Origin of the sequence: uncultured Stenotrophomonas sp. (genome assembly GCF_913778665.1) — a bacterium.
GTDB lineage: Bacteria > Pseudomonadota > Gammaproteobacteria > Xanthomonadales > Xanthomonadaceae > Stenotrophomonas.
On the sequence record NZ_CAJYVQ010000011.1, the window covers coordinates 332,963 to 353,904 of the forward strand.

A 20,942-nucleotide genomic window follows, 5' to 3' on the forward strand; every position below is an offset into this window, starting at 1 on the left:
GGCTCGTATTTGCATTTGATACCCATTCTCTTGAATGGGCGCGCAATAGTGGGTTCAGCGCATGGGACGCGGGCCGAGCAGGCCGCGACGCTTGAACCAACACTCCAGTGGCAATGTCACCAGCGGCGGGATTGCCGCCAGCAGGGCCAGGGCGCTGGCCCACCACGGCCAGCGCAGGCGCATCGCTGCGAACAGGGTAACCGCCACGTAGGCAAGGAAGGCCACCCCGTGCAGAGGCCCGAACAGCTTCACCAGCGCCGCGTTGGCCAAGGGGCCGTACTTCATCCACATGCCGATGAGCAGACCGGCCCAGGTCACGGCCTCGGTGAAGGCGACCGCCGCGAACAGGCGTCCGGTCGGGTGCATGGGGGAACGTTGGGTCACACGGGGCTCCGGCATCGGGATATCAAATGCGAATGATACGCAGATGCGCGTCGCGGCAGGAAGCGGCGGGCCATGCCCGGCGAGCGCACTGTCATCAGCAACACGGCGTGTCCTCCAAGGTGGACAACTACCGGAGCATATCCGGCAACACCTGCTCTCCAATCTCGCGCAGCACCGCGTCGATCGGCCGCCCGTTGTCGATCAGGTTGAACATCACATGCGCCACCCCCTGCGCATGCACGCGCAGCAGGTAGTCGCGCAGTGCATCGCGGCCAACCTTCAACCCCAGCGGCAACGGCTCGGGCGGCGCCTGCGGATCGGCCTGCAGATCCAGCAGCATCGACTGCACGAACGGCTTGGCTGGCCCAGTGCCTTGCGCCTGCGCCTGTTGCCACAGGCCGATACGTCCCTCCTGCGCGGTCTCTTCGCGGTGATAGGTGGCCCAGCCTTCGGCCTCGCGCGCGATCCACTGCAGGCTCTGTCGCGCGGTACCCACCACCAGCATCGGAATGCGCGTGGTGGGCGCTGGCAATACATCGAAGCCGCCCGTGGCCCGCCGAACCGAACCCCGTTCCTCCGCATCAGGGGACAGCGCGGCACGCAACAGCGACCAACGCTCACGGAACGTCGCCGCTCTGCCCTCCAGGTCTTCGCCGAATGCCTCGAACTCTTCCGGCCGATCGCCCGACCCCAGGCCCAGCACGAAGCGTCCGTCGCTGATCCGGTCCAGGCTCAACGCCGACTTCGCCACCTGCAGCGGCTGCCGCAATGGCAGCACAATGGCGGCACTGCCAACGGCGATGCGTTCGGTTACGGCAGCCAGCATGCCCAGCCACAGGAACGGATCGTCCAGCGCGCTCGCTGTCGCGTCTGGCCCCTGTGGCACCATCAGCGGCACGTCACGCGTCCACAGCGCGGCAAAGCCCAGGTCATCGGCCAGCCGTGCAATGCGTCGTGCCGCATGCGGATCGGCCAAGCCACGCGCCGCCACCGGCGTCATCAGCCCCAGGCTCAGGCCCTGCGTCGGAAACAACAACGCGTCCGCAGCATTGAATTCACTCATGGCGACAGCTTAGCGTGCAGGACTGCGGCGGTGATGACGCGCCGCCCACCACAGGAAGAACACTGCATGCCGAGGATCCGCCCTGCCCACGCCGATGACCTGACCGCTATCAGCGCGGTGTGCCTGGCCGCATTCAACGCGGCGGTCGCGCCGTCCCTCAGCGAGGCCGGCATCGCGACCTTCGGCGGCGTCGCGACCGCCGATGCGTTCGCTGCGCGGCTGCACGGCGACAATCTCATCATGGTCGCCGAGCACGAAAGCCGCATCGTCGGCGTGGTCGAACTGAAGGAAGGCCGGCATCTGGCCATGTTGTTCGTCGATCCCGCCTGCCAGGGCCAGGGCATCGGCCACGCGTTGTTCGAGGCGATACTGCCGCAGGTGCGCGAACCGGTACTGACGGTACGCGCCTCGCTCAATGCAGTGCCGACGTACCAGCGCTACGGCTTCGTGCTGGACGGCGACGTCGGGGAGTTCAACGGCCTGGTGTACCAGTCCCTCAGCTACGCCGCGCCCTAGCAGCTGCGGCGATCAGACAAACATGCCACCGGAGGCTTCCACGCGCTGGCCGTTGACCCAGCCCGTGGACGGCGACAGCAGCGCCACCACCACCGGGCCGATGTCGTCGGGCCGGCCGGCACGACCCAGCGCGGTGATCGACGACACCATCGCATTGACCTGCGCATCGTCGCGCACGCGACCACCGCCGAAGTCGGTCTCGATGGCACCCGGTGCCAGCGTGTTGGCGCTGATGCCACGTGCCCCCAGCTCCTTGGCCAGGTAACGGGTGAACACCTCGATGCCGCCCTTCATCATCGCGTAGGCCGAACTGCCTGGCAGCGAGAAGCGCGCCAGCCCGCTGGACACATTGAGGATGCGGCCACCGTCGGCAATCAGAGGCAGCAGGGCCTGGGTCAGGAAGTACGGCCCCTTCAGATGCACGGCCACGGCGTGATCGAACTGCGTCTCGGTGGTGTCTGCGATGGGTGCGTACAGGCCTTCGCCGGCATTGTTCATCAGGCCCTGCAGCGTATCGGTATCCCACGCCTTCAGCGCGTCACGCAAGCGAAGAGCGAATTCCGGAAATGCCGCGCTGTCGGCCACGTCCAGTGGCAGCGCCTGCGCGCGACGGCCGAGCGCCTGCACCTGCTGCACCACCTCGGCCGCCGCCTCGGCCTGGGCGCGGTACGTGATCACGATATCGGCGCCGTCGGCGGCCAGCGCGAGGGCGGCATTGCGGCCGAGGCCGCGGCTACCGCCGGTGATGAGGACAATGCGCGAAGAAGCAGTCATGGCCAGGCACCTGGAAAGGAGAAGGTGCGGCCAGACTATTGGGATTGCCGTCACGCATAAATCGCGCGATGCTGATTTTACTGTTCAATCCAAGCGAACAATCCATGGATCGCCTCGACACCCTGCGCGTGTTCCTGCGCGTCACCGAACTGGGATCCTTCACCCGCGCCGCAGACAGCCTGGGCCTGCCCAAGGCCAGCGTGTCGCAGGCGATCGCCCGGCTTGAGGCCGACCTGGGCACCCAGCTGCTGCACCGGACCACCCGCCGCGTGCACCTGACCGCCGACGGCGCGCAACTGCAGCAAAGGGCACACGACCTGCTCGACGACATGGACGAGGTGCAGAACCTGTTCCGGCGCCAGCCCAGCGAACTGAGCGGACGCCTGCGGGTGGACATGCCCGGAAGCATGGCGCGCAACGTGGTAATCCCGCAGCTGCCTGCCTTCCTGGCTCTGCACCCGGGGCTGGAGGTTGAACTGAGTGCCACCGACCGGCGCGTGGACGTGGTGCGCGAAGGCTTCGACTGCGTGCTGCGCGTCGGCACCCTGGACGACAGCAGCCTGGTCGCGCGGTTGCTCGGGCACATGCGCATCGTCAATGTCGCCAGCCCCGGCTACCTGGCAGCGCGCGGCGTGCCGCGGGTGCTCGCCGACCTGGACCGGCACGCGCTGGTGCACTACGTCGGCACGCTCGGCCAGCGCTCACCCGGTTTCGAGTACTTTGATGGCCAGCACTACCGCAACTGGCCGATGCAGGGCGCACTGACCGTCAACAGCGCCGACGGCTACAGTGCCGCCGCACTGGCCGGGCTGGGCATCATCCAGGTACCGGAAATGGGCGCGCGCGAGGCGCTGCGCAGCGGCACGCTGGTGGAGGTGCTGCCCGACTGCGTGGCCGAGCCGATGCCGGTCAGCCTGGTCTATGCGCAGCGCCGTCACCTGCCCCGCCGCGTCGACGCGTTCATGACCTGGCTCGCCGGGCTGCTGGCGACGGAAATGCAGCGCCAGGCCTGAGCGTTGCGCCCGCGGCACATGACGCCCGCCACGCTGCTCATAAGCAAATTGCATCAACGCCCGGCACCGGCCTTCCTACAATGCCGGCTTGCCCCGCCTCTTCGAGATGCTGCCGATGCGCGCTGCCCTTCCCCTGTTGTTGCTGGTTACCGCGTTGAGCGCCTGCTCCCCGGCGCAGGAGCCGCTCGCTGCGGCCAAGGCGGCCGAAGCCGCACCGGCCACGGCCATCGCCTGGCGCCAGGGCGACGTCGACGATGCCTTCGGCGAAGCGGCCGAGAGTGGCAAGCCGGTGCTGCTGTACTGGGGCGCGGTCTGGTGCCCGCCCTGCAACCAGCTCAAGGCCGGCCTGTTCAAGGACCCGGCATTCATCGCGCTGACCGGCAAGTTCGTACCCGTATACCTGGACGGCGACGAAGAAGGTGCGCAGGCCTGGGGCGAGCGCTTCGGTGTGCGCGGATACCCGACCCTGATCGTGCTCGATCCGGAGCGCAACGAAATCACCCGCGTAGCCGGTGGCAACGATGCCGCCGAACTGACCCGCGCCCTGACCGTCGCCGCCGGGCGCCGCAGCGCCGTCGCCGCTACGCTGGCCACCGCGCTCGCCACGCCGGACAAGCTGGCCGCCGAGGACTGGCAGGTGCTGGGTGACTACGGCTGGGAGGTGGACGCCAATCGCCTGGCCGGCGAGCGCAAGAGCGCCGACGTGCTGCGCCAGCTGTCCAGGTCAGCGCCGGATGCGCCTCTGCAACGCCGCTTCGCCCTGCTGGCGCTGGCCACTGCGGAAAAGCCGGACGCATCCGCTACCGAAGTGCGCGCGCTGTTGCAGGCGGTACTGGCACAGCCCGCGGAGGTTCGCCGCAACCGTGAACTGCTGGGCTATGCAGGCGCCAACCTGGTCAAGCAGGCCAGTGCCGGCCCGGCGACCAGCAACACGCTGGGCCAGCAGTTGCTGGTCGCGCTGGAACGCACTGACGCCGAGCGCGGTGACCACGCCGATGATGCGCTGTCGCGGGCACTGACAGAGGTCTCTCTGGCCCGCCAGCAGCAGCCGAAGGACGCATTGCCCGCCGCACTGGTCGATCGGGTGAAGCAGCGCGTGGCTGCCGCCGATGCCGCTGCCATCGATGCGCATGCACGCCAGGCGACCATCAGCAGCGCGGTCCATGCACTGCGCGAGGTCGGCGACGACGCGGCTGCCGAGGCGCTGCTGCTGGCCGAGCTGAAGCGCAGCGAGCAGCCCTACTACTACATGCCTGAGCTGTCGGAACTGGCCGAGCAGCGAGGCGACACCGCGGGCGCGCTGGAATGGTTGAAACGGGCCTATGACGGTGCGCAGGGCCCGGCCACGCGCGTGCAGTGGGGGGTGCTCTACGTGGAAGGCCTGCTGCGGCTGGCCCCCGACGACGCACCGCGCATCGAGCAAGCCACCACCTCGCTGATCGGCGAACTGGATGCACAGCCGTCGGGCTACCACCAGCGCACCCGCCAGCGCTTCGAACGCCTGGCCGCGCAACTGAAGACGTGGAGTGGAAAGCACCAGGGCGCGGAGACACTGGCGCGGCTGCAGCAGCGCATGCAGCATGCCTGCGGTGACCAGGCGGATGGCGCGTGCAGGGAATGGCTGAGCTGACCACCCTTGACCTCAACCAAGGTTGAGGTGCGATAACGATCTCCCCAGCGGCCAAGCCCTGGCCTTCCACACGGAGATCGCTTCAATGTCGTATTCGCTTCCCCCGCTCCCCTATGCCTACAATGCCCTCGAGCCGCATTTCGATGCGCGTACGATGGAGATCCATCACAGCAAGCACCACCAGACCTACGTCAACAACCTCAATGCCGCCCTCGAGCAGGCCGGACTCGCCGAACAGCCGGTGGAGACGCTGATCGCCCACCTCGATGCTGTACCCGAGGCGCAGCGCGGCGCGATTCGCAACAACGGCGGCGGCCATGCCAACCACAGTCTGTTCTGGACCGTGCTCAGCGCCAACGGCGGCGTTCCGGACGAGGCACTGAATGCTGCGATCGACCGCGACCTGGGCGGTTTCGATGCTTTCAAGGAGGCTTTCGGCAAAGCCGCGCAGACTCGCTTCGGCAGTGGCTGGGCGTGGCTGACCTCTGATCGCGACGGCCACTTGATGGTCGAAAGCAGCGCCAACCAGGACAGTCCGTTGATGGGCTCTGCCGTCGGCCTGTCCGGCAATACGCCGATCCTGGCGCTGGATGTCTGGGAGCACGCCTACTACCTGCACTACCAGAACCGTCGCCCCGACTACATCGGCGCGTTCTTCAACCTCATCGACTGGGCCGAGGTCAGCCGGCGCTACCGCCAGGCCCGGGCTTCATGAGCGGCGAGACACTGCCCTACAGCGGCCCGTGGGCGGGGATCTTCCCCGCCCCGGCGCCGGTGCCGTCGGTCGAGATGCCACCCCGCGCCCTGCGTCGGCTGCTTGGCCATTTCCCGACCGGCGTGGCCATCGTCTGTGCGCGCGATGCGCAAGGCGAACCGGTGGGCCTGACCATCAACTCGTTCGTGCCGGTCTCGCTGCAGCCGCCGCTGGTGCTGTGGAATCTGGCGTTGCACGCGCAGAGCCTGACCACCTTCCAGCGCGCCGCCCGCTTTGCGATCAGCGTGCTGGCGGCCGACCAGGAAGCGTTGGCGCGGCGCTTTGCCGATCCACAGGCGCGCGATCGCTTTGCCGGCCTGGCACTGCTGGAAGACGCCGACGACGCACCGCCGCGCATCGCCGGAGCGGTCGCCCATCTCACTTGTACCCGCCACGCGATGTGGCCGGTGGGCGACCACCTGCTGCTGGCCGGGCGCATCATCGAGGTCGCAGAGAACGGCGGCTCGCCGTTGCTGTTCCATCGCGGCCGCTTCCAGCCGGGGCCCGCCGAACGGCTGGTGGAGGTGCGGCCATGAACGTCGAGGCCCTGGAATGCATGCTCGCCAGCGGCAAGGACGGCGCCCTGCTGCGCTTCGGCCTGGGCAAGGGTTGGCTGGATGCCGGCCACCCAATGCGCGCGGCCACCCATCTAGGCCGCTGCGTGGTTCTCGATCCGCAGTACTCAGCGGCGTGGAAGCTACTGGGCAAGGCTTGGCTGGCCAGTGGCCAGCCGCAGGCGGCGCGCGAAGCGTGGCAGCGCGGGCTGAGCGTGGCCGGCAGCAAGGGCGACCAGCAGGCACGCAAGGAAATGCAGGTGTTCCTGCGTCGCCTGGACCGCGAACAGGCGGCCCTTGCGAAGACGGGCTGAGCCGATCAGCCCGCGTTGGCCGATGCCGGTGCGGACATGATGTCCGCCATCGGCAGGCGGCGCGGCTTGCTCGGGAACGCGTGGCGCAGGATGCGCCAGACCACCTGGCCGAACTGGCGCGGCAGCGAGCCGTTGTTGTAGTGCTGGCCGTAGCGGCGGCAGATGTCCTTCACTTCCTTGGCGATGGCCGCATAGCGGTTGGCGGGCAGGTCCGGGTAGAAGTGGTGCTCGATCTGGTGGCTCAGGTTGCCCGACAGCACGTTGATCAGGAAGCCGCCGCTGATGTTGGACGAACCACGCAGCTGGCGCAGGTACCAGTGGCCACGCGACTCATTGCGCAGGCATTCCTTCGGGAAGGTCTCCGATTCGGCGGTGAAGTGGCCGCAGAAGATGATCACGTAGGTCCAGATGTTGCGCAGGCCGTTGGCCACCATGTTGCCCAGCATCACGGTGAGGAAGAACGGGCCGGCCAGCAGCGGAAAGAACACGTAGTCCTTCAGCACCTGGCGGGCCATCTTGCGCGCCACCGGGCGGGTCTGCAGCCACATGGCACGGGCGCTCATGCGGCCCTTCAGCCAGCGGCCCAGGCGCAGGTCCTGCGCGGCCACGCCCCACTGGAACAGCAGCGCGAAGATCGGCGCGATGATCGGCTGCAACAGGTAGAACGGCTTCCAGCGCTGTTCCGGGAAGATGCGCAGCAGCCCGTACCCGATGTCATCATCCATCCCGCGCACGTTGGTGTAGGTGTGGTGGCGGAAATTGTGGGTCTTGCGCCAGTTGTCGGCCGTGGCCACGATGTCCCACTCGTACGTGTTGCCATTGAGCTTGGGGTCACCGGTCCAGTCGAACTGGCCGTGCATGACGTTGTGGCCAAGCTCCATGTTCTCCAGGATCTTCGACAGCGCCAGTAGCAACGTGCCGGTGATCGCAGCCGGCCACAGCAGCGGCATCCAGAACAGCGGCGAGAACGCCGCCAGGAACAGCAGGCCACGGCCAGCCACGCCGAACCAGCGCACAGCGGCGGCAACGCGGCGGATGTAGCGGGTATCGGAGGCGCCGAGGCTGCCGATCACACGGTCGCGGATCGCGTCGAGTTCTTCGCCGAAGGCATGCATCTCGGCAGTGCTCAGGGCACGGTCGGTAGCGCGGGTCATGGCAGGCGTCCTCAGAGATCCAGGGTCAGGTCGGTGGTCGGTGCGCTCACGCAGATCCTCACCGGCTGTGCCGATTCGGACTGCAGGTCGCCGGTGCGCAGGTGGCGGGTAGCGCCGCTCACGCGATCGCAGGTACAGGTATTGCAGATGCCCATGCGGCAGCCGTGCTTGGGCTTGATGCCGTGCGCTTCCAGGCTTTCCAGTAGCGAGCGGCCACGCGGCACGCTCAGCTGGCGGCCACTGCGGGCCAGGGTCAGCGACACTTCGCCCTGGCTGTCGGCGTCATCGATCGGCGCCGGCGGAGTAAAGGCTTCGGCCTGGAAGCCGGCGACCTGGTGGGCCAGGCGCGCACGCGCGGCGGCGACGAACCCATCCGGGCCGCAGGCCAGCACGTGGCGCTGCGCCAGCGGCGTGTCATCGCCCGCCACCTGCAGTTCGTGGGCATCGATGCGCGCGGCCGGCACTTCACCGTCGCGGGTGGTCAGCAGGTGCACACGCAGGTTCGGCTCCGCTGCGGCCAGCGCCTGCAGTTCATCACGGAACTGCAGATGGGCGGCCGTGCGCTCCCAGTAGAACAGGTCCACCGGTGCCGCCAGCGGACGCTGGCAGGCCTCGCGCAGCAGGCTCCGCATCGGCGTGATGCCACTGCCGGCAGCCAGCAGCAGCACCGGCGCGGCGGCGGGCATATGGAAGTCACCGAACGCGGCATCGAGGCGGAACAGCTCGCCCGGCTGCGCATGGTTGACCAGATGCTGGCTGACCCGGCCGCCGTCGATCGCCTTGACGGTGATCGCCAGCTCGCGACGCCCCAACGCGGTGGGGCTGTAGCTGCGCTGCCACAGGCGCCCTTCAATCTCGACGCCAAGGGTGACGTGCTGGCCAGCGCGCATGCCGGCCCAGTGCCGGTTGGTGCGCAGCACCAGAGTGGCCGCGCTCTCGCCGGCGGGCTCGCGCCGGACCAGACGGGCCATCGGCGCGTGCAGAGTCCACAACGGATTCAGCTGGCCCGCCCAGAAATCGAACAGCGACGGCGACACCCAGCGGTACGGAGAGAACAGGGACGGACGGACGACAGCGCTCATGAGTGAACTATACGGGCGCACATACACCTGTGTATACATGTGTATATTGAACCGGATTGGGTATGATTCAGCCTCGCCCCACCGGAACCCCCATGGCCGCCGCCACCGTCTTGTCGACACCCGAAGATGCCAGCAGCCCAGCCCGCCGTACGGTGAGCCGCGAGGATCTGCTGGCCGCCGCCCTGAAACTGATCGGGCCGCATCGCAGCCTGTCCACGCTCAGCCTGCGCGAAGTGGCACGTGAGGCGGGCATCGCGCCGAACAGCTTCTACCGGCAGTTCCGCGACATGGACGAACTGGCCGTGGCGCTGATCGATGCAGCCGGCCGCTCGCTGCGCACCATCATCGGCGAGGCCCGCCAGCGCGCCACCGCCAGCGCCACCAGCGTGGTACGGGTCTCGGTGGAAACCTTCATGGAGCAGCTGCGCGCCGACGACAAGCTGCTGCATGTGCTGCTGCGCGAAGGCGCGGTCGGCTCGGACGACTTCAAGCACGCGGTCGAACGCGAGCTGCACTATTTCGAAGAAGAGCTGCAGCACGACCTGGTGCGGCTGGCGGCACTGGATGGCGCGGTGCTGCACGCTCCGGAACTGGTGGCCAAGGCCATCACCCGGCTGGTGTTCGCGATGGGCGCCACCGCCATGGACATGCCACCGGAGAAGGATCCGGAGCTGGTCGAACAGATCTCCACGATGATCCGCATGATCATCGTCGGCGCCCGTACCCCGGCCGCGTTCCGCCGCGGCTGACCGGCGCCAGAACCGGCCCCCTTTCCGCAGTGGGGCCTTTGCCGGGCTGGGCTCGCCGAACCTGGTGCTGATCAATGCCGGCGGCACAGTGCTGACCAATGGCTGGCAAGGGCGCCGCGACGACGGTCTGCAGCCGGTGTTGAAGGAATGGGCGAAACGCGCGCGTACGCAGCAGGAGGCGCACTGCCACCGGGATTGTGGAGTCGAGCCGTGATCGGCTCATTCCATCACCGCGCCAACGGCAGCCGAGCATGGCTCGGCTCTATAAAAACCGGGATCGCGCGACATACCGCCGTGGATGGCTCGGCGCCACCGGCCTGCTCAACCGCCCTCGGCCTTGCGCACGAAGGCTTCGAACAATGCCAGCGTCTGCTCGCTGACATGGTGCTCGATGCCCTCGGCATCGCGCCGCGCGGTATCCGGATCCACGCCCAGCGCCAGCAGGAAACGCTCCACGGTCTGATGCCGCTGGCGGCTGGCATGCGCCAGCGCCTCGCCTTCCGGAGTCAGGAATACGCCGCGGTAAGGGCGCTGCACCACCCAACCATCGCGGGCCAAGCGCCGCAGCATCTTCGCCACCGTCGGCTGGGCCACGCCAAGGCGGGTGGCGATGTCGACCTGGCGGGCCTCGCCGCCGTCGGCCAGCAGGTCCGAGATCAGCTCGACATAGTCCTCCACCAGTTCCATCCGGTGCGCCTCGCGTACCTGCCGGAAACTCTCGACCTGGCGCTCGGCCTCGATCAAGGGGGTGCTTTTCAGCGATGTCGAATCGTCGGTCTTGCCCACGCCTGCGCCTGCCCTTCCGGTGTACTCCGGGGTTGAAGCTGAATTCTGGACCAGTAGCGCGATAAAGACGATTGTTTCACATTGCTAACGACTATAGCAGGAGCTATATTCGGACCCATGAGCAGCCTGGCACCCCGCGACCCTTCGGCCTCCACCCCGGCCAGCCTGGGTGCGCTCAACGCCTCGGTGGCGGTACCCGAGAAGGGCCACTGGTGGTTCCGCCTTCTGGCCTTCCTTGGTCCGGGCTACATGATCTCGGTCGGCTACATGGACCCGGGCAACTGGGCCACCGATCTGGCCGGCGGCTCGCGCTTCGGCTACCTGCTGCTGTCGGTCATCCTCATTTCCAACCTGATGGCGGTGATCCTGCAGGCGCTGTCGGCGCGGCTGGGTATCGCCACCGGCATGGACCTGGCGCAGGCCTGCCGTGCCCGCTACCCGAAGCCGGTGAATCTGGCGCTGTGGGCACTGTGCGAGGCGGCGATCGTTGCCTGCGACCTCGCAGAGGTGATCGGCACCGCGATCGCGCTGAAGCTGCTGTTCGATCTGCCGCTGCTGTGGGGCGCAGTGATCACCGCGCTGGATACGTTGCTGGTGCTGCTGCTGATGAACCGCGGCTTCCGCGCACTTGAAGCGTTCGTGATCGCACTGCTGATGGTGATCTTCGCCTGTTTCGTGGTGCAGATTGCGATGGCGGCCCCACCGGTGATGGCGGTGCTGGGCGGCTTCATTCCGCGCGCACAGGTAGTGACCGACCCGCATGCGCTGTACATCGCGATCGGCATCATTGGTGCCACGGTGATGCCGCACAACCTGTACCTGCATTCGTCCATCGTGCAGACCCGCGCCTACCCGCGCACCGATGAAGGCCGCCGCAGCGCATTGCGTTGGGCGGTGACCGACAGCACCCTCGCGCTGACCCTGGCGCTGTTCATCAATGCCAGCATCCTGATCCTGGCCGCGGCGGTGTTCCATGCCAACGGCCGCTTCGATGTGGAAGACATCGAACAGGCCCATCAGTTGCTGGCCCCGATGCTGGGCGTGGGCGCGGCGGCCACGCTGTTTGCGGTGGCCTTGCTGGCCTCGGGCCTGAATTCGACGGTGACCGCGACATTGGCCGGTCAGATCGTGATGGAAGGTTTTCTGCACCTGCGCCTGCCGCCATGGCTGCGTCGGCTGCTGACGCGGGCGCTGGCAATCATTCCTGTGGTGGTGGTGATCGTGATGTTCGGCGACCAGGGCGCAGTGAAGCTGCTGGTGCTGAGCCAGGTGGTGCTGTCGATGCAGCTGCCGTTCGCGATCATTCCGCTGGTGCGGATCGTCACCGACAAGGTGACGATGGGCGCACTGGTGGCGCCGCGCTGGCTGGGCGGCATCGCCTGGGTGATCGCGCTGATAATCGTGGTACTGAACGTGAAGCTGCTGGTGGATACCTTCAGCGGCACCTGACGCCGAACGGACAGCCTCTGCCGCGATGGGCCCACGCCATGCGTGAATGCACCCATGGCCTACCCTGCGAACAACAGCCGAGCATGGCTCGGCTCTACAGGAATCGGGATCGGGCGAAATGCCGCCGGCAGGGGATGCCACCCCGCCACCTCCACACTACAGATGCAGCGCGATCGCGGCTTCGATCTGCTGCGGCGACTGGAAACCGGCCAGGCGCGTGCGTTCGTCGCCGTCACGGAACAACGCCAGGGTGGGCGTCTGGCGCAGGCCCAGCTGCCTGAAGAACGCCTCGCCCAGCACTTCCAGTTGCACGCGTAACAGCGTCGTGCCCTGCCCCGCACTGCCGGTGGCCACCCGGTGCAGGGACATCTCCAGCATCCGGCAACCCGGGCACTGGTCCTTGTGGAAATCCACAAGCACCCGTGGATGCTCGGCCAGCACCTGCTGGAACTGCTCAGGCGTGGTGGCGTCGATGATCTGCATCGGTGTTGCTCCAGTAGTGGGCCAGGACCGCATCGGTCCAGGCGTTGATGGCCGCGGCATGGCGTTCGCCGTGCGGCATCTGTTCGATCTCCAGCGCGGGGTAGTCGCTGTGGAAATAGCGGATCAAACGATGCACGGCGCCGCAGTAGTACTCCTGCCCCCACTGCGTCTCGCCGGTACCGAACACCGCCAGTTGCCGCGGCCGCTCGCCGCGCTCGGCGATCCCGGCTATCCAGGCCTTCATCTCGGTGGGTGTGCGTCCGGCGTTGTCGGTCCAGCTTCCCAGCATCACCAGGTCGGCCTCGTCGGCCGCCAGTGCAGGCATCTGGCGAAGGTCGTCGGCCTCCTGCCAGTGCACCGCATGACCGGCGGCGCGGCAGCGCTCGGCAATCTGTCGGCCCAGCTCGCGGGTGTTGCCGCTCAACGAGGCCACCACCAGCAGGATCCGCAGTGCCCCTCGCGGCTCAGAGATCGTCGAAGCCGTTGTCGACGTTGGTCTTCTTGTAGCTTGCATTGCGCATCTCGAAGAAGTCGGTCTTGGTCTCGGTGAAGTTGTCGGCGTAGGCCTTGATCCACGGCATCACGTTGTCGGTGGTGTCGCTGTAGAGGCGGTCGATGCCGAGCATGCCGGCCATCTTGTTGGCGCGGTACTTCACGTAGCGCACCATCTCGTCCACGTCGATGCCATCGATGCCGTCCAGCACTTCTGACGACCACTGGGTCTCCAGCTCGATGGCGTGCTGGAACGCGCCGTGCACGTAATCGGTCAGCTCGTGGGTATGCAGTTCCGGGTTCTCGCCGATGATCGCGCGGATCAGCTCGCTGATGAACTTGGTGTGGGCCAGTTCGTCGCGGTTGATGAAGCTGATGATCTTGCCGGTGCCGTTCATGCGGTTCTGCCGCACCATGTTGTAGAAGTAGGCGAACCCGGAGTAGAAGTTGATGCCCTCCAGGATCGAGGACTGGATCAGCGACTTCAGCAGGGTCTCGGCGGTCTTCTCGCGCATGAAGTCGTCATACGCGCCCATGATCGGTGCGTTGCGCTTGATGATGGTCGGATGGGTACGCGCCAGCTCGAACACCCGGTTCTGGTTCGGCAGGTCGGTGATCGAGGCCAGCACGTAGCTGTAGCTCTCGTTATGGATCACTTCCTGCTGGCCAATGATCGCCGCATTGGCATGCGCGGCTGGATCGGTGATGTACTCGGCGACGTTGTAGATGAAGCGGGTCTGCGGTGAGTCGAGCGTGGCCAGCAGGCCGATGATCGAGTCGTAGGCGTTCTTCTCGCGCCCGGACAGCTCGCCGTACTGGCGCGCGTCCAGCTTCATGTCTACTTCGTCGGGGATCCAGAAGTTGGTCGACAGCTCCTTGTAGGCCCGATAGAACGACGGATACGGAATGTCGTTCCAGTTCAGGATGCCGCTGGTGCGACCATTGATGATGCCGGTGCTGCGGTTCGGGTGACGTGGTTCGAGGATCTTGATGCGGTCCAGCGGGGTTGCCATGGCTGTTTGCCTTCGTATTGCGTGCGTGGCGGATGTACAGCCGAGCTCATGCTCGGCTGCTCTTCGCGTCTGGGCCCAGCGCGGGGCCGGCTCTGCAGGGGACGCAGCAATCAGCTGGCGCACCACTCGCATTCGCTGATGTCGATGTCGTTGGAGCGCACGTAGTAGGTGGTCTTCAGTCCCTCGCGCCACGCTGTCAGATGCAGCTCCAACAGCGTGCTGGCGCGGATGGTGCTGGGTACGTACAGGTTGAAGCTGATCGACTGGTCGACATGGCGCTGCCGGCGTGCGTTCTGGCGCACGCTGGCGAACTGGTCGACCTTGTAGGCGCCCTTCTCGTAGTACGGCCAGGTGTCCAGCGACAGGCCCGGCGCAGCGACAGGACGCCGGAAATCCTTCTTTTCCTCGTAGTAGAACGCGCCGTAGATCGGGTCGATCGATGCAGTGGAACCGGCGATCTGCGCGGTGCTCATGTTCGGCGCCACCGCCAGCAGCCAGCCGTTGCGCAGGCCGTGGGTGGCGACCTCGCGCGCCAGGCTTTCCCAGGCGGCGCCACTGTAGTCACGGTCGCTGAAGTAGCGCCCGTTGTGCCAGTCGCTGCCGGTGAACATCGGGTAGCTGCCCTTTTCCTTCGCCAGTTGCGCACTGGCCTGGATGGTCAGGAAATTGATGCGCTCATACAGGCGGTCGGCCAGCTGCTCGGCGTCCGGCGATTCCCAATGGATCGCCTGCTGCGCCAGCAGGTGATGCCAGCCGAACGTGCCCAGGCCGATGGCGCGGTACTTGTGGTTGGTGATCGTGGCCTGCGGCACCGGTAGCGCGTTGAGGTCGATCACATTGTCGAGCATTCGCACCTGGATCGGAATCAGGCGTTCCAGCACATCGGTGGCCAGCAGGTCATCCGGCGCACTGATCGCCCGGCCGAGGTTGATCGAGGACAGGTTGCAGACCACGAAGTCGCCGGCGCGGCGGGTGGTGACGATCTGGTCGCCGCTGACGATCTCCTGGATCATCCGCGTCGGGCTCATGTTTTGCAGGATCTCGGTGCACAGGTTGCTGGAATACACCATGCCCGCGTGCTTGTTCGGGTTCCTGCGGTTGACCTCGTCGCGATAGAACAGGAACGGGTTTCCGGTCTCCAGCTGGCTGAGCATGATCCGCTTGAACAGGTCGATCGCCTTCACCGTGCGGCGGCTGATGCGTTCGTCGGCCACCAGTTCCGCATAGCGGTCGCGGAAGCTGCCCGATCCGCGCGTCTCATCGTAGAAGTCCTGCAGGTACCAGCCCTTGGCACTCTTCACTTCGTGCGGATCGAACAGGTACCAGTCGGCGCGGCGCTCCACCGCCTCCATGAACAGGTCTGGCACGCACACCGAGGTAAACACGTCGTGCGCGCGCAGGCGCTGGTCGCCATTGTTCAGGCGCAGGTCGAGGAAGGCTTCGATATCGCGGTGCCAGATATCCAGGTACACCGCCACCGCGCCCTTGCGCTGACCGAGCTGGTCCACCGATACGGCAGTGTTGTTGAGCTGCTTGATCCACGGCACCACGCCGCCGGAGGAACTGGGTACACCGCGTATCGGTGCGCCGCTGCTGCGCACATAGCCCAGGTACGCGCCCACGCCACCGCCATGCTTCGAAACACGGGCGATATCGGTATTGGAGTCATAGATGCCCTGCAGGCTGTCGTCCACCGTGTCGATGAAGCAGCTCGACAACTGCCCACCGACCTTTCCGGCGTTGGCCAGGGTCGGCGTGGCCACCGTCATGTACAGGTTGGACAGCGCCCAGTACGCCTCGCCGACCAGCTGCATGCGCCGCTCGCGCGGCTTTTCCTCCTGCATCAGGTACAGCGCGATGGTCAGCCAGCGCTCCTGCGGCAGTTCGTAGACCTCGCGACTGCGATCGCTGGCCAGATAGCGCGTGGCCAGCAGGTACAGGCCGTTGTAGGCAAACAGGCGATCACGCTCCGGCTCGATCATGTCGCCGGCCTGCTGCAGTTCTTCCTTGGAATAGCAGCGCAGGATGTCGTTGCTGTAGATGCCGCGGTCGGCCAGGCTTTCCTGCAGGCCCACATACGACCCGTATTTCAGGCTGACATCGTAGAAGCGGTTTCGGCTGGCGCGCTTGTACAGGCGGCGCAGGTAGATGCGTGCGGCGAACTGCTCCCACTCCGGCGCGACCAGGTCAACGCGCGACTCGGCCTCGCGGATCAGCAGATCGACCAGGTCGTCGGCACTGAGGCTGGGCTTGCGCTCGACCATCGCCTGCACCACGCGGCGGTAGTCGCTCACATCCAGCTGCGGGAACTCGGCGTGCACGTTATCGATGCTCCGTTGCAGGCGCTCGGCGTCGAACGGCAGGCGGCGGTTGCCGGCCTCCTTGGTGATCCAGGTCGGCACACGCTCGCCACCGGCGCGCAAAACGTCGCCAGCGCCGGCCAGATCGGCCACGCGGAAGGTACTGTCAGTCATGGTGGTGGAACTCCAGGCTCGCACGCGCGTTGGCGGTCGATGCCGTGGCGGCCCTGCACGCGATACCGGCGCACGGGGCGGTCGGGGTGGGATGCCAACGCGCGGGAACACCAGACCGTCGGCAACTGCCTGCGCCTGCGGCCGGTATCCGGGCCGTGGGGGCGATCTGGGTCCGCGCGATGGCGGCCGCGTCGAGACGGCAAGCCTTCAGGGGCGGGCCGCGGGACGTTTGCTGCATGTCCGGCGGCGGCGGCTGACCGGGGGTGACAGCCACAACATAGTGGGGATATCCCGAACCGTCAACACAAGATGCGGTAATCACGACCTGCCGCGACCATCCGTCGCAGAATGCCGTGTTGCACTGCTGCCGCCTTGTCGACAGCGCCTGCGGCCCCAGTTCGATACAACCTCCCCTTTCCCTTGGAACATCCCCCATGCGCGCAGCCTTGTATTCCTCCTTCGGCAATCCGGCCGATGTCCTGGCCGTCGGCGAAACGGCCCTGCCCGAACCCGGCCCGGGCGAAGTGCGCATCCGCACCGTGCTGGCCTCGATCCACAACCACGATCTGCTGACCGTGCGCGGCCTCTACGGCTACAAGCCGACGCTGCCGGCAATCGGCGGCAGTGAAGCGCTGGGGGTGATCGATGCCCTTGGAGAAGGTGTCGACGGCCTGCAGATCGGCCAGCGCGTCGCCGCAGCTTCGGTACACGGCACCTGGGCCGAAGCGTTCATCGCACCGGCGCGGATGGTGATTCCCATGCCGGAGGCGATCCCCGACGAAATGGCCGCACAGCTGATCGCCATGCCGCTGAGCGCGTTGATGCTGCTGGAATTCCTGCACGTCGAAGCGGGCCAGTGGATCGTGCAGAACACCGCCAATGGCGCCGTCGGCAAGTCGCTGGCGATGCTGGCGCGGGCGCGTGGCGTGCATGTGGCCAACCTGGTGCGCAATGCGGATGCCGTCGCACAGTTGGAGGCGCTGGGTATCAATCATGTGTTCGACACCTCGGTGGACGGCTGGAAGGATCGCGTGCGCAAAGTCACTGGCGAAGCACAGGCGGCGGCCGCCGTGGACTCCATCGGCGGCGACGCCAGCGGTGATCTGGTCGACCTGCTCGGCCACAACGGCACGCTGGTGTCGTTCGGGGTGATGAGCGGTGAGCCGATGCGCATTCCCGCCGGCGGCCTGATCTACAAGGAGGCCACGGTAAAGGGCTTCTGGGGCAGCAAGGTCAGCCAGGCGATGGCGGTGGAGGACAAGCGCCGGCTGGTCGGCGAACTGCTGAAGCGTGCGGCGAGCGGCGAACTGACCCTGCCGGTGGAGCAGATCTTCGCACTGGACGACATCGTCCAGGCAGCGAAGGCCGGTGCCGGTTCGGGACGCAACGGCAAGGTGCTGCTGCGGCCGTGATGGCTGGGCAACCGGGGTCAGATCCCTTTCCAACGGAAAGGGATCTGACCCCCAAGAGGCGTGCGGACCAACGGTCCGCAACCACCGAGCCGGTTCGTTAAGAACCTGTGATGTATAACTGAATGCGCTTTCGTCATTGGAAGGCGCATGTAACTGCATGCGGTACTGACGGCTCCTCCCCCGTTCGGCGTTGTCGCTTCCATGTACCGCACCACCCTGAACCTGCTTGCCGGCGCCATTGCGCTGGGCCTGACCGCTGGCGCTGCCGCCGCCGCTGAAACCGCCGATGCCGGCAAGGACAGCACCACCCTCGGCACCGTGTTGGTGACCGGTTCCAACATCAAGCGCACCGATACCGCCGGGCCCAATCCCGTGCAGATCGTCAGCCGCGAACAGATCGAACAGACCGGCCGCTCCACCCTCACCGACGTGCTGCGCAACCTCTCGGCCAATGCCGGCAACAGCTTCGACGAGCAGTACACCGGCAGCTTCGCCGCCGGTTCGGCGTCGATCGGCCTACGCGGCCTGTCACCGAAGAACACGCTTGTACTGGTCAACGGCTACCGCGTGTCCAACTTCGGTTTCGCGCTCAATACCCAGGACACCTTCGTCGACCTCAACGCGCTGCCGATCAGCGCAGTCGAGCGCATCGAAGTACTGAAAGACGGCGCCTCGGCGGTATACGGCTCCGACGCCATCGCCGGCGTCATCAACATCATCCTGCGCAGGAACTTCCAGGGCGTGGACGTCGGTGGCGGCTTCGGTACCGCCACCCAGGGCGGCTTGAACGAACGCAAGGCCAGCCTGTTGGCCGGCTTCGGCGACCTGGAGCAGCAGGGCTGGAACGTGCTGTTCGGCCTGGACCTCCTCAAGCGTGATCGCCTCGACGCCGACCAGCGCGCCTATACCCGCAGCGGCGATTTCCGCGACAAGCCTGGCGGACGCCTGGCCGGCTGGTCCACCGCCGGTGGCAACTGGCTGTCCAACCCACGCGCGCCGCAACCGTTCGCCAACTGCCCGGATGGCAGTCAGCTGCGTCCCTACAGCGATTTCGGCAGCACCCTGCCCGGCCAGGCCTGCGCCTTCAACGCGCAGCCGTTCAAGACCCTGCAGCCCGGCGCCGAGCGCCTGCAGGCGTCGTTGAGTGCGACCTACCGCTTCAATGGCAGTGTCGAAGCGTTCGCCGACGTGCTGTACAGCCACAACAAGGCCGACCAGATCTTCAGTGCGCCGCTGACCGTTGGCCCGGGCCTGCGTGCCTACAACCCGGCTACCGGCACGCTCATCGACGTGCCGGCGGTGCTGCCGGTCGGCCATCCCAACAACCCGGGCAGCACGCCGCTGCCGTTCGAGTACACCTTCTTCGACCTCGGCCCACGCCTGAAGGACAACACCCAGGTGTTCTACCGTGCTCTGGCCGGCGTGCGCGGCAGTGGCGAGCACTGGGACTGGGAAGTGGCGGCGCTGACCTCGCAGAGCGCGCAGCGCGAGTACGTCGACAACTTCGTCAACCGCTACGCGTTCGAACAGATCCTGCGCGATGGCAGCTACAACTTCCTCGATCCGTCCCGCACGCCGGGTGCGCTGGATGCGCTGCGCCTGCAGACCAAGCGCCCGGGCTGGTACAGGCTGCACTCGCTCAACCTTAAGGCCTCGACCTCGCTGTGGGAGCTGCCGGCCGGCACGGTCGGCTTCGCCTGGGGCGCGGAGTTCCGCAAGGAATCACTGGATGCGCGCACCAGTGCGCAGGTGCTGTCGGGCACCGAACTGCGCCCGGCGATCAACGTGGTCAACGGCGAGCGCCAGGTCAGTGCCGCTTACGCCGAACTGAGCGTGCCGCTGCATCGCACGCTTGAACTGCAGGTGGCCGGCCGTGGCGACCACTACGATGACTTCGGCAAGGCGTTCTCGCCGAAGGTGGCGCTGCGCTGGCAGCCGCTGGACAGCCTGCTGCTGCGCGGGTCGTTCTCGCGCGGTTTCCGCGCGCCATCGCTGCCGGAGATCGCGCCGGGCCAGACCGTCAGCTATGGCTCGGTGATCGATCCGCTGGATCCGCTGCAACCGGGCGGCAGCCGTGGCGTGACCAACATCCGCACCGGCAACCCGGACCTGAAGGCCGAGCGCTCGCGCAATTTCAACGTCGGTGCAGTGTGGTCGCCGGATGGCGACACCAGCATTGGCCTGGACTGGTACCGCATCGAACAGGACAACCTGGTCAAGCCGGACAGCGCGCAGTTCATCGTCGACAACCCGACCCTGTTCCCGGGCCGCGTGCAACGAGATGCGCAGGGACGCATCCAGTTCATCACCAACCAGTACGCCAACCAGGGCGAACTGACCACCTCGGGCCTGGACCTGGATGCCAGCCGTACTTTCCGCACCGACGGCTGGGGCAACTTCACCGTGGCCGGCAGCTGGACCCACCTGCTCAGCTTCAAGCAGCCGCTGGTGGCCGGCCAGGCACCGTACGAAGGTGCCGGCAACAACCGCCACGGCGCGCTACCGCGCACCCGCGGCACCACCTCGCTGAACTGGGCGGTCGGCGACTGGAGCAGCACGCTGAGCCTGCAGTACGTGAGCGGCTATGACCAGCGCGTGGCGACGGTGACCAGCAACCCGGGCCTGCGCGACCGCGTCAAGCCGTATCACCAGCTGGACCTGTACGTGGCGTACGAAGGCATTGCCAACACCACGCTGTCGCTGTCGGTACTGAATCTGACCGACAAGGACCCGCCGTTCGATCCGGCTGGCGGTTCCAACGGCTTCGACATCAGCCAGTACAACCTGCGCGGGCAGTTCGTCTCGCTGGGCGCGCGCTACCGGTTCTGATTGTCACTGCAGAGCCG

Annotated in this window: 19 protein-coding genes and 2 pseudogenes; 11 read left to right on the forward strand and 10 right to left on the reverse strand. The window is 66.7% G+C overall.

The features are described from left to right. Positions 1-54: 54 nt before the first annotated feature. Positions 55-366: a DUF3817 domain-containing protein gene (locus QZ853_RS16835; RefSeq protein WP_295576338.1), complete on the reverse strand. Its 312-nt coding sequence runs from the start codon at positions 364-366 to the stop codon at positions 55-57. Between the two features lie 145 nt (positions 367-511). Next, a complete protein-coding gene (locus QZ853_RS16840) occupies positions 512-1,447 on the reverse strand; it encodes a TIGR03571 family LLM class oxidoreductase (RefSeq protein ID WP_295575620.1) in 936 nt (311 codons plus the stop codon). 66 nt (positions 1,448-1,513) lie between these two features. On the opposite strand from QZ853_RS16840, the gene QZ853_RS16845 reads away from it, so the two are divergent. Further along, positions 1,514-1,963, forward strand: a complete 450-nt coding sequence (locus QZ853_RS16845; RefSeq protein WP_295575623.1) for a GNAT family N-acetyltransferase — start codon at positions 1,514-1,516, stop codon at positions 1,961-1,963. A 12-nt stretch (positions 1,964-1,975) separates the two neighbouring features. Here the strand turns inward: QZ853_RS16845 and QZ853_RS16850 are convergent, their stop codons facing one another. After that, the gene (locus QZ853_RS16850; protein ID WP_295575626.1) at positions 1,976-2,737 is read right to left on the reverse strand and encodes an SDR family oxidoreductase; all 762 of its coding nucleotides are present in this window, start codon (positions 2,735-2,737) and stop codon (positions 1,976-1,978) included. Between the two features lie 38 nt (positions 2,738-2,775). Here QZ853_RS16850 and QZ853_RS16855 point away from each other — a divergent pair, with 38 nt between their 5' ends. From QZ853_RS16855 to QZ853_RS16875, 5 genes are all read left to right on the forward strand, one after another. Next, positions 2,776-3,750: a LysR family transcriptional regulator gene (locus QZ853_RS16855; RefSeq protein WP_295575628.1), complete on the forward strand. Its 975-nt coding sequence runs from the start codon at positions 2,776-2,778 to the stop codon at positions 3,748-3,750. A gap of 106 nt (positions 3,751-3,856) precedes the next feature. Next, a complete protein-coding gene (locus tag QZ853_RS16860) occupies positions 3,857-5,380 on the forward strand; it encodes a thioredoxin family protein (RefSeq protein ID WP_295576345.1) in 1,524 nt (507 codons plus the stop codon). 85 nt (positions 5,381-5,465) lie between these two features. Then, the gene (locus QZ853_RS16865) at positions 5,466-6,095 is read left to right on the forward strand and encodes a superoxide dismutase (protein WP_295575631.1); all 630 of its coding nucleotides are present in this window, start codon (positions 5,466-5,468) and stop codon (positions 6,093-6,095) included. Next, positions 6,092-6,670 (forward strand): flavin reductase family protein, encoded by a 579-nt coding sequence (locus QZ853_RS16870; RefSeq protein ID WP_295575634.1) that lies wholly within the window; start codon positions 6,092-6,094, stop codon positions 6,668-6,670. The genes QZ853_RS16865 and QZ853_RS16870 overlap by 4 nt, the downstream gene beginning before the upstream one ends. After that, positions 6,667-7,002: a hypothetical protein gene (locus QZ853_RS16875; RefSeq protein WP_295575637.1), complete on the forward strand. Its 336-nt coding sequence runs from the start codon at positions 6,667-6,669 to the stop codon at positions 7,000-7,002. Before QZ853_RS16870 ends, QZ853_RS16875 begins: the two co-directional genes overlap by 4 nt. Positions 7,003-7,007: 5 nt before the next feature. Here the strand turns inward: QZ853_RS16875 and QZ853_RS16880 are convergent, their stop codons facing one another. After that, positions 7,008-8,156: an acyl-CoA desaturase gene (locus tag QZ853_RS16880; protein WP_295575640.1), complete on the reverse strand. Its 1,149-nt coding sequence runs from the start codon at positions 8,154-8,156 to the stop codon at positions 7,008-7,010. A gap of 11 nt (positions 8,157-8,167) precedes the next feature. Beyond that, the gene (locus tag QZ853_RS16885; protein ID WP_295575642.1) at positions 8,168-9,238 is read right to left on the reverse strand and encodes a ferredoxin reductase; all 1,071 of its coding nucleotides are present in this window, start codon (positions 9,236-9,238) and stop codon (positions 8,168-8,170) included. A gap of 92 nt (positions 9,239-9,330) precedes the next feature. Between QZ853_RS16885 and fabR the strand changes: the two genes are divergently transcribed. Both fabR and QZ853_RS16895 read left to right on the forward strand, forming a co-directional pair. Further along, a complete protein-coding gene (gene fabR / locus QZ853_RS16890; RefSeq protein ID WP_295575645.1) occupies positions 9,331-9,987 on the forward strand; it encodes an HTH-type transcriptional repressor FabR in 657 nt (218 codons plus the stop codon). A gap of 34 nt (positions 9,988-10,021) precedes the next feature. Then, a pseudogene (locus tag QZ853_RS16895) lies at positions 10,022-10,201 on the forward strand (alkyl hydroperoxide reductase); the annotation flags it as partial. A gap of 107 nt (positions 10,202-10,308) precedes the next feature. Here the strand turns inward: QZ853_RS16895 and mntR are convergent. Continuing rightward, positions 10,309-10,773, reverse strand: coding sequence for a manganese-binding transcriptional regulator MntR (gene mntR, locus QZ853_RS16900; RefSeq protein ID WP_019659934.1), 465 nt, complete (start codon positions 10,771-10,773; stop codon positions 10,309-10,311). A gap of 117 nt (positions 10,774-10,890) precedes the next feature. Between mntR and QZ853_RS16905 the strand changes: the two genes are divergently transcribed. After that, positions 10,891-12,222: an Nramp family divalent metal transporter gene (locus QZ853_RS16905; RefSeq protein WP_295575648.1), complete on the forward strand. Its 1,332-nt coding sequence runs from the start codon at positions 10,891-10,893 to the stop codon at positions 12,220-12,222. A gap of 156 nt (positions 12,223-12,378) precedes the next feature. Here the strand turns inward: QZ853_RS16905 and QZ853_RS16910 are convergent, their stop codons facing one another. The 4 genes and pseudogenes from QZ853_RS16910 to QZ853_RS16925 form a co-directional block, all read right to left on the reverse strand. Beyond that, a complete protein-coding gene (locus tag QZ853_RS16910; protein WP_295575651.1) occupies positions 12,379-12,705 on the reverse strand; it encodes a thioredoxin family protein in 327 nt (108 codons plus the stop codon). Further along, on the reverse strand, positions 12,677-13,156 hold the full coding sequence (locus QZ853_RS16915; protein ID WP_295576352.1) for a flavodoxin: 480 nt from the start codon (positions 13,154-13,156) through the stop codon (positions 12,677-12,679). Before QZ853_RS16915 ends, QZ853_RS16910 begins: the two co-directional genes overlap by 29 nt. 13 nt (positions 13,157-13,169) lie before the next feature. Beyond that, positions 13,170-14,210, reverse strand: a complete 1,041-nt coding sequence (locus tag QZ853_RS16920; protein WP_295575654.1) for a ribonucleotide-diphosphate reductase subunit beta — start codon at positions 14,208-14,210, stop codon at positions 13,170-13,172. A gap of 110 nt (positions 14,211-14,320) precedes the next feature. Further along, positions 14,321-16,618: pseudogene (locus QZ853_RS16925) on the reverse strand (ribonucleoside-diphosphate reductase subunit alpha); the annotation flags it as partial. Between the two features lie 500 nt (positions 16,619-17,118). On the opposite strand from QZ853_RS16925, the gene QZ853_RS16930 reads away from it, so the two are divergent. Together QZ853_RS16930 and QZ853_RS16935 are read left to right on the forward strand one after the other, a co-directional pair. Continuing rightward, complete coding sequence (locus QZ853_RS16930; protein WP_295575659.1) at positions 17,119-18,096, forward strand: zinc-binding dehydrogenase; 978 nt, start codon at positions 17,119-17,121, stop codon at positions 18,094-18,096. A 201-nt stretch (positions 18,097-18,297) separates the two neighbouring features. Next, positions 18,298-20,925: a TonB-dependent receptor gene (locus tag QZ853_RS16935; RefSeq protein ID WP_295575662.1), complete on the forward strand. Its 2,628-nt coding sequence runs from the start codon at positions 18,298-18,300 to the stop codon at positions 20,923-20,925. Positions 20,926-20,942: the final 17 nt, after the last annotated feature.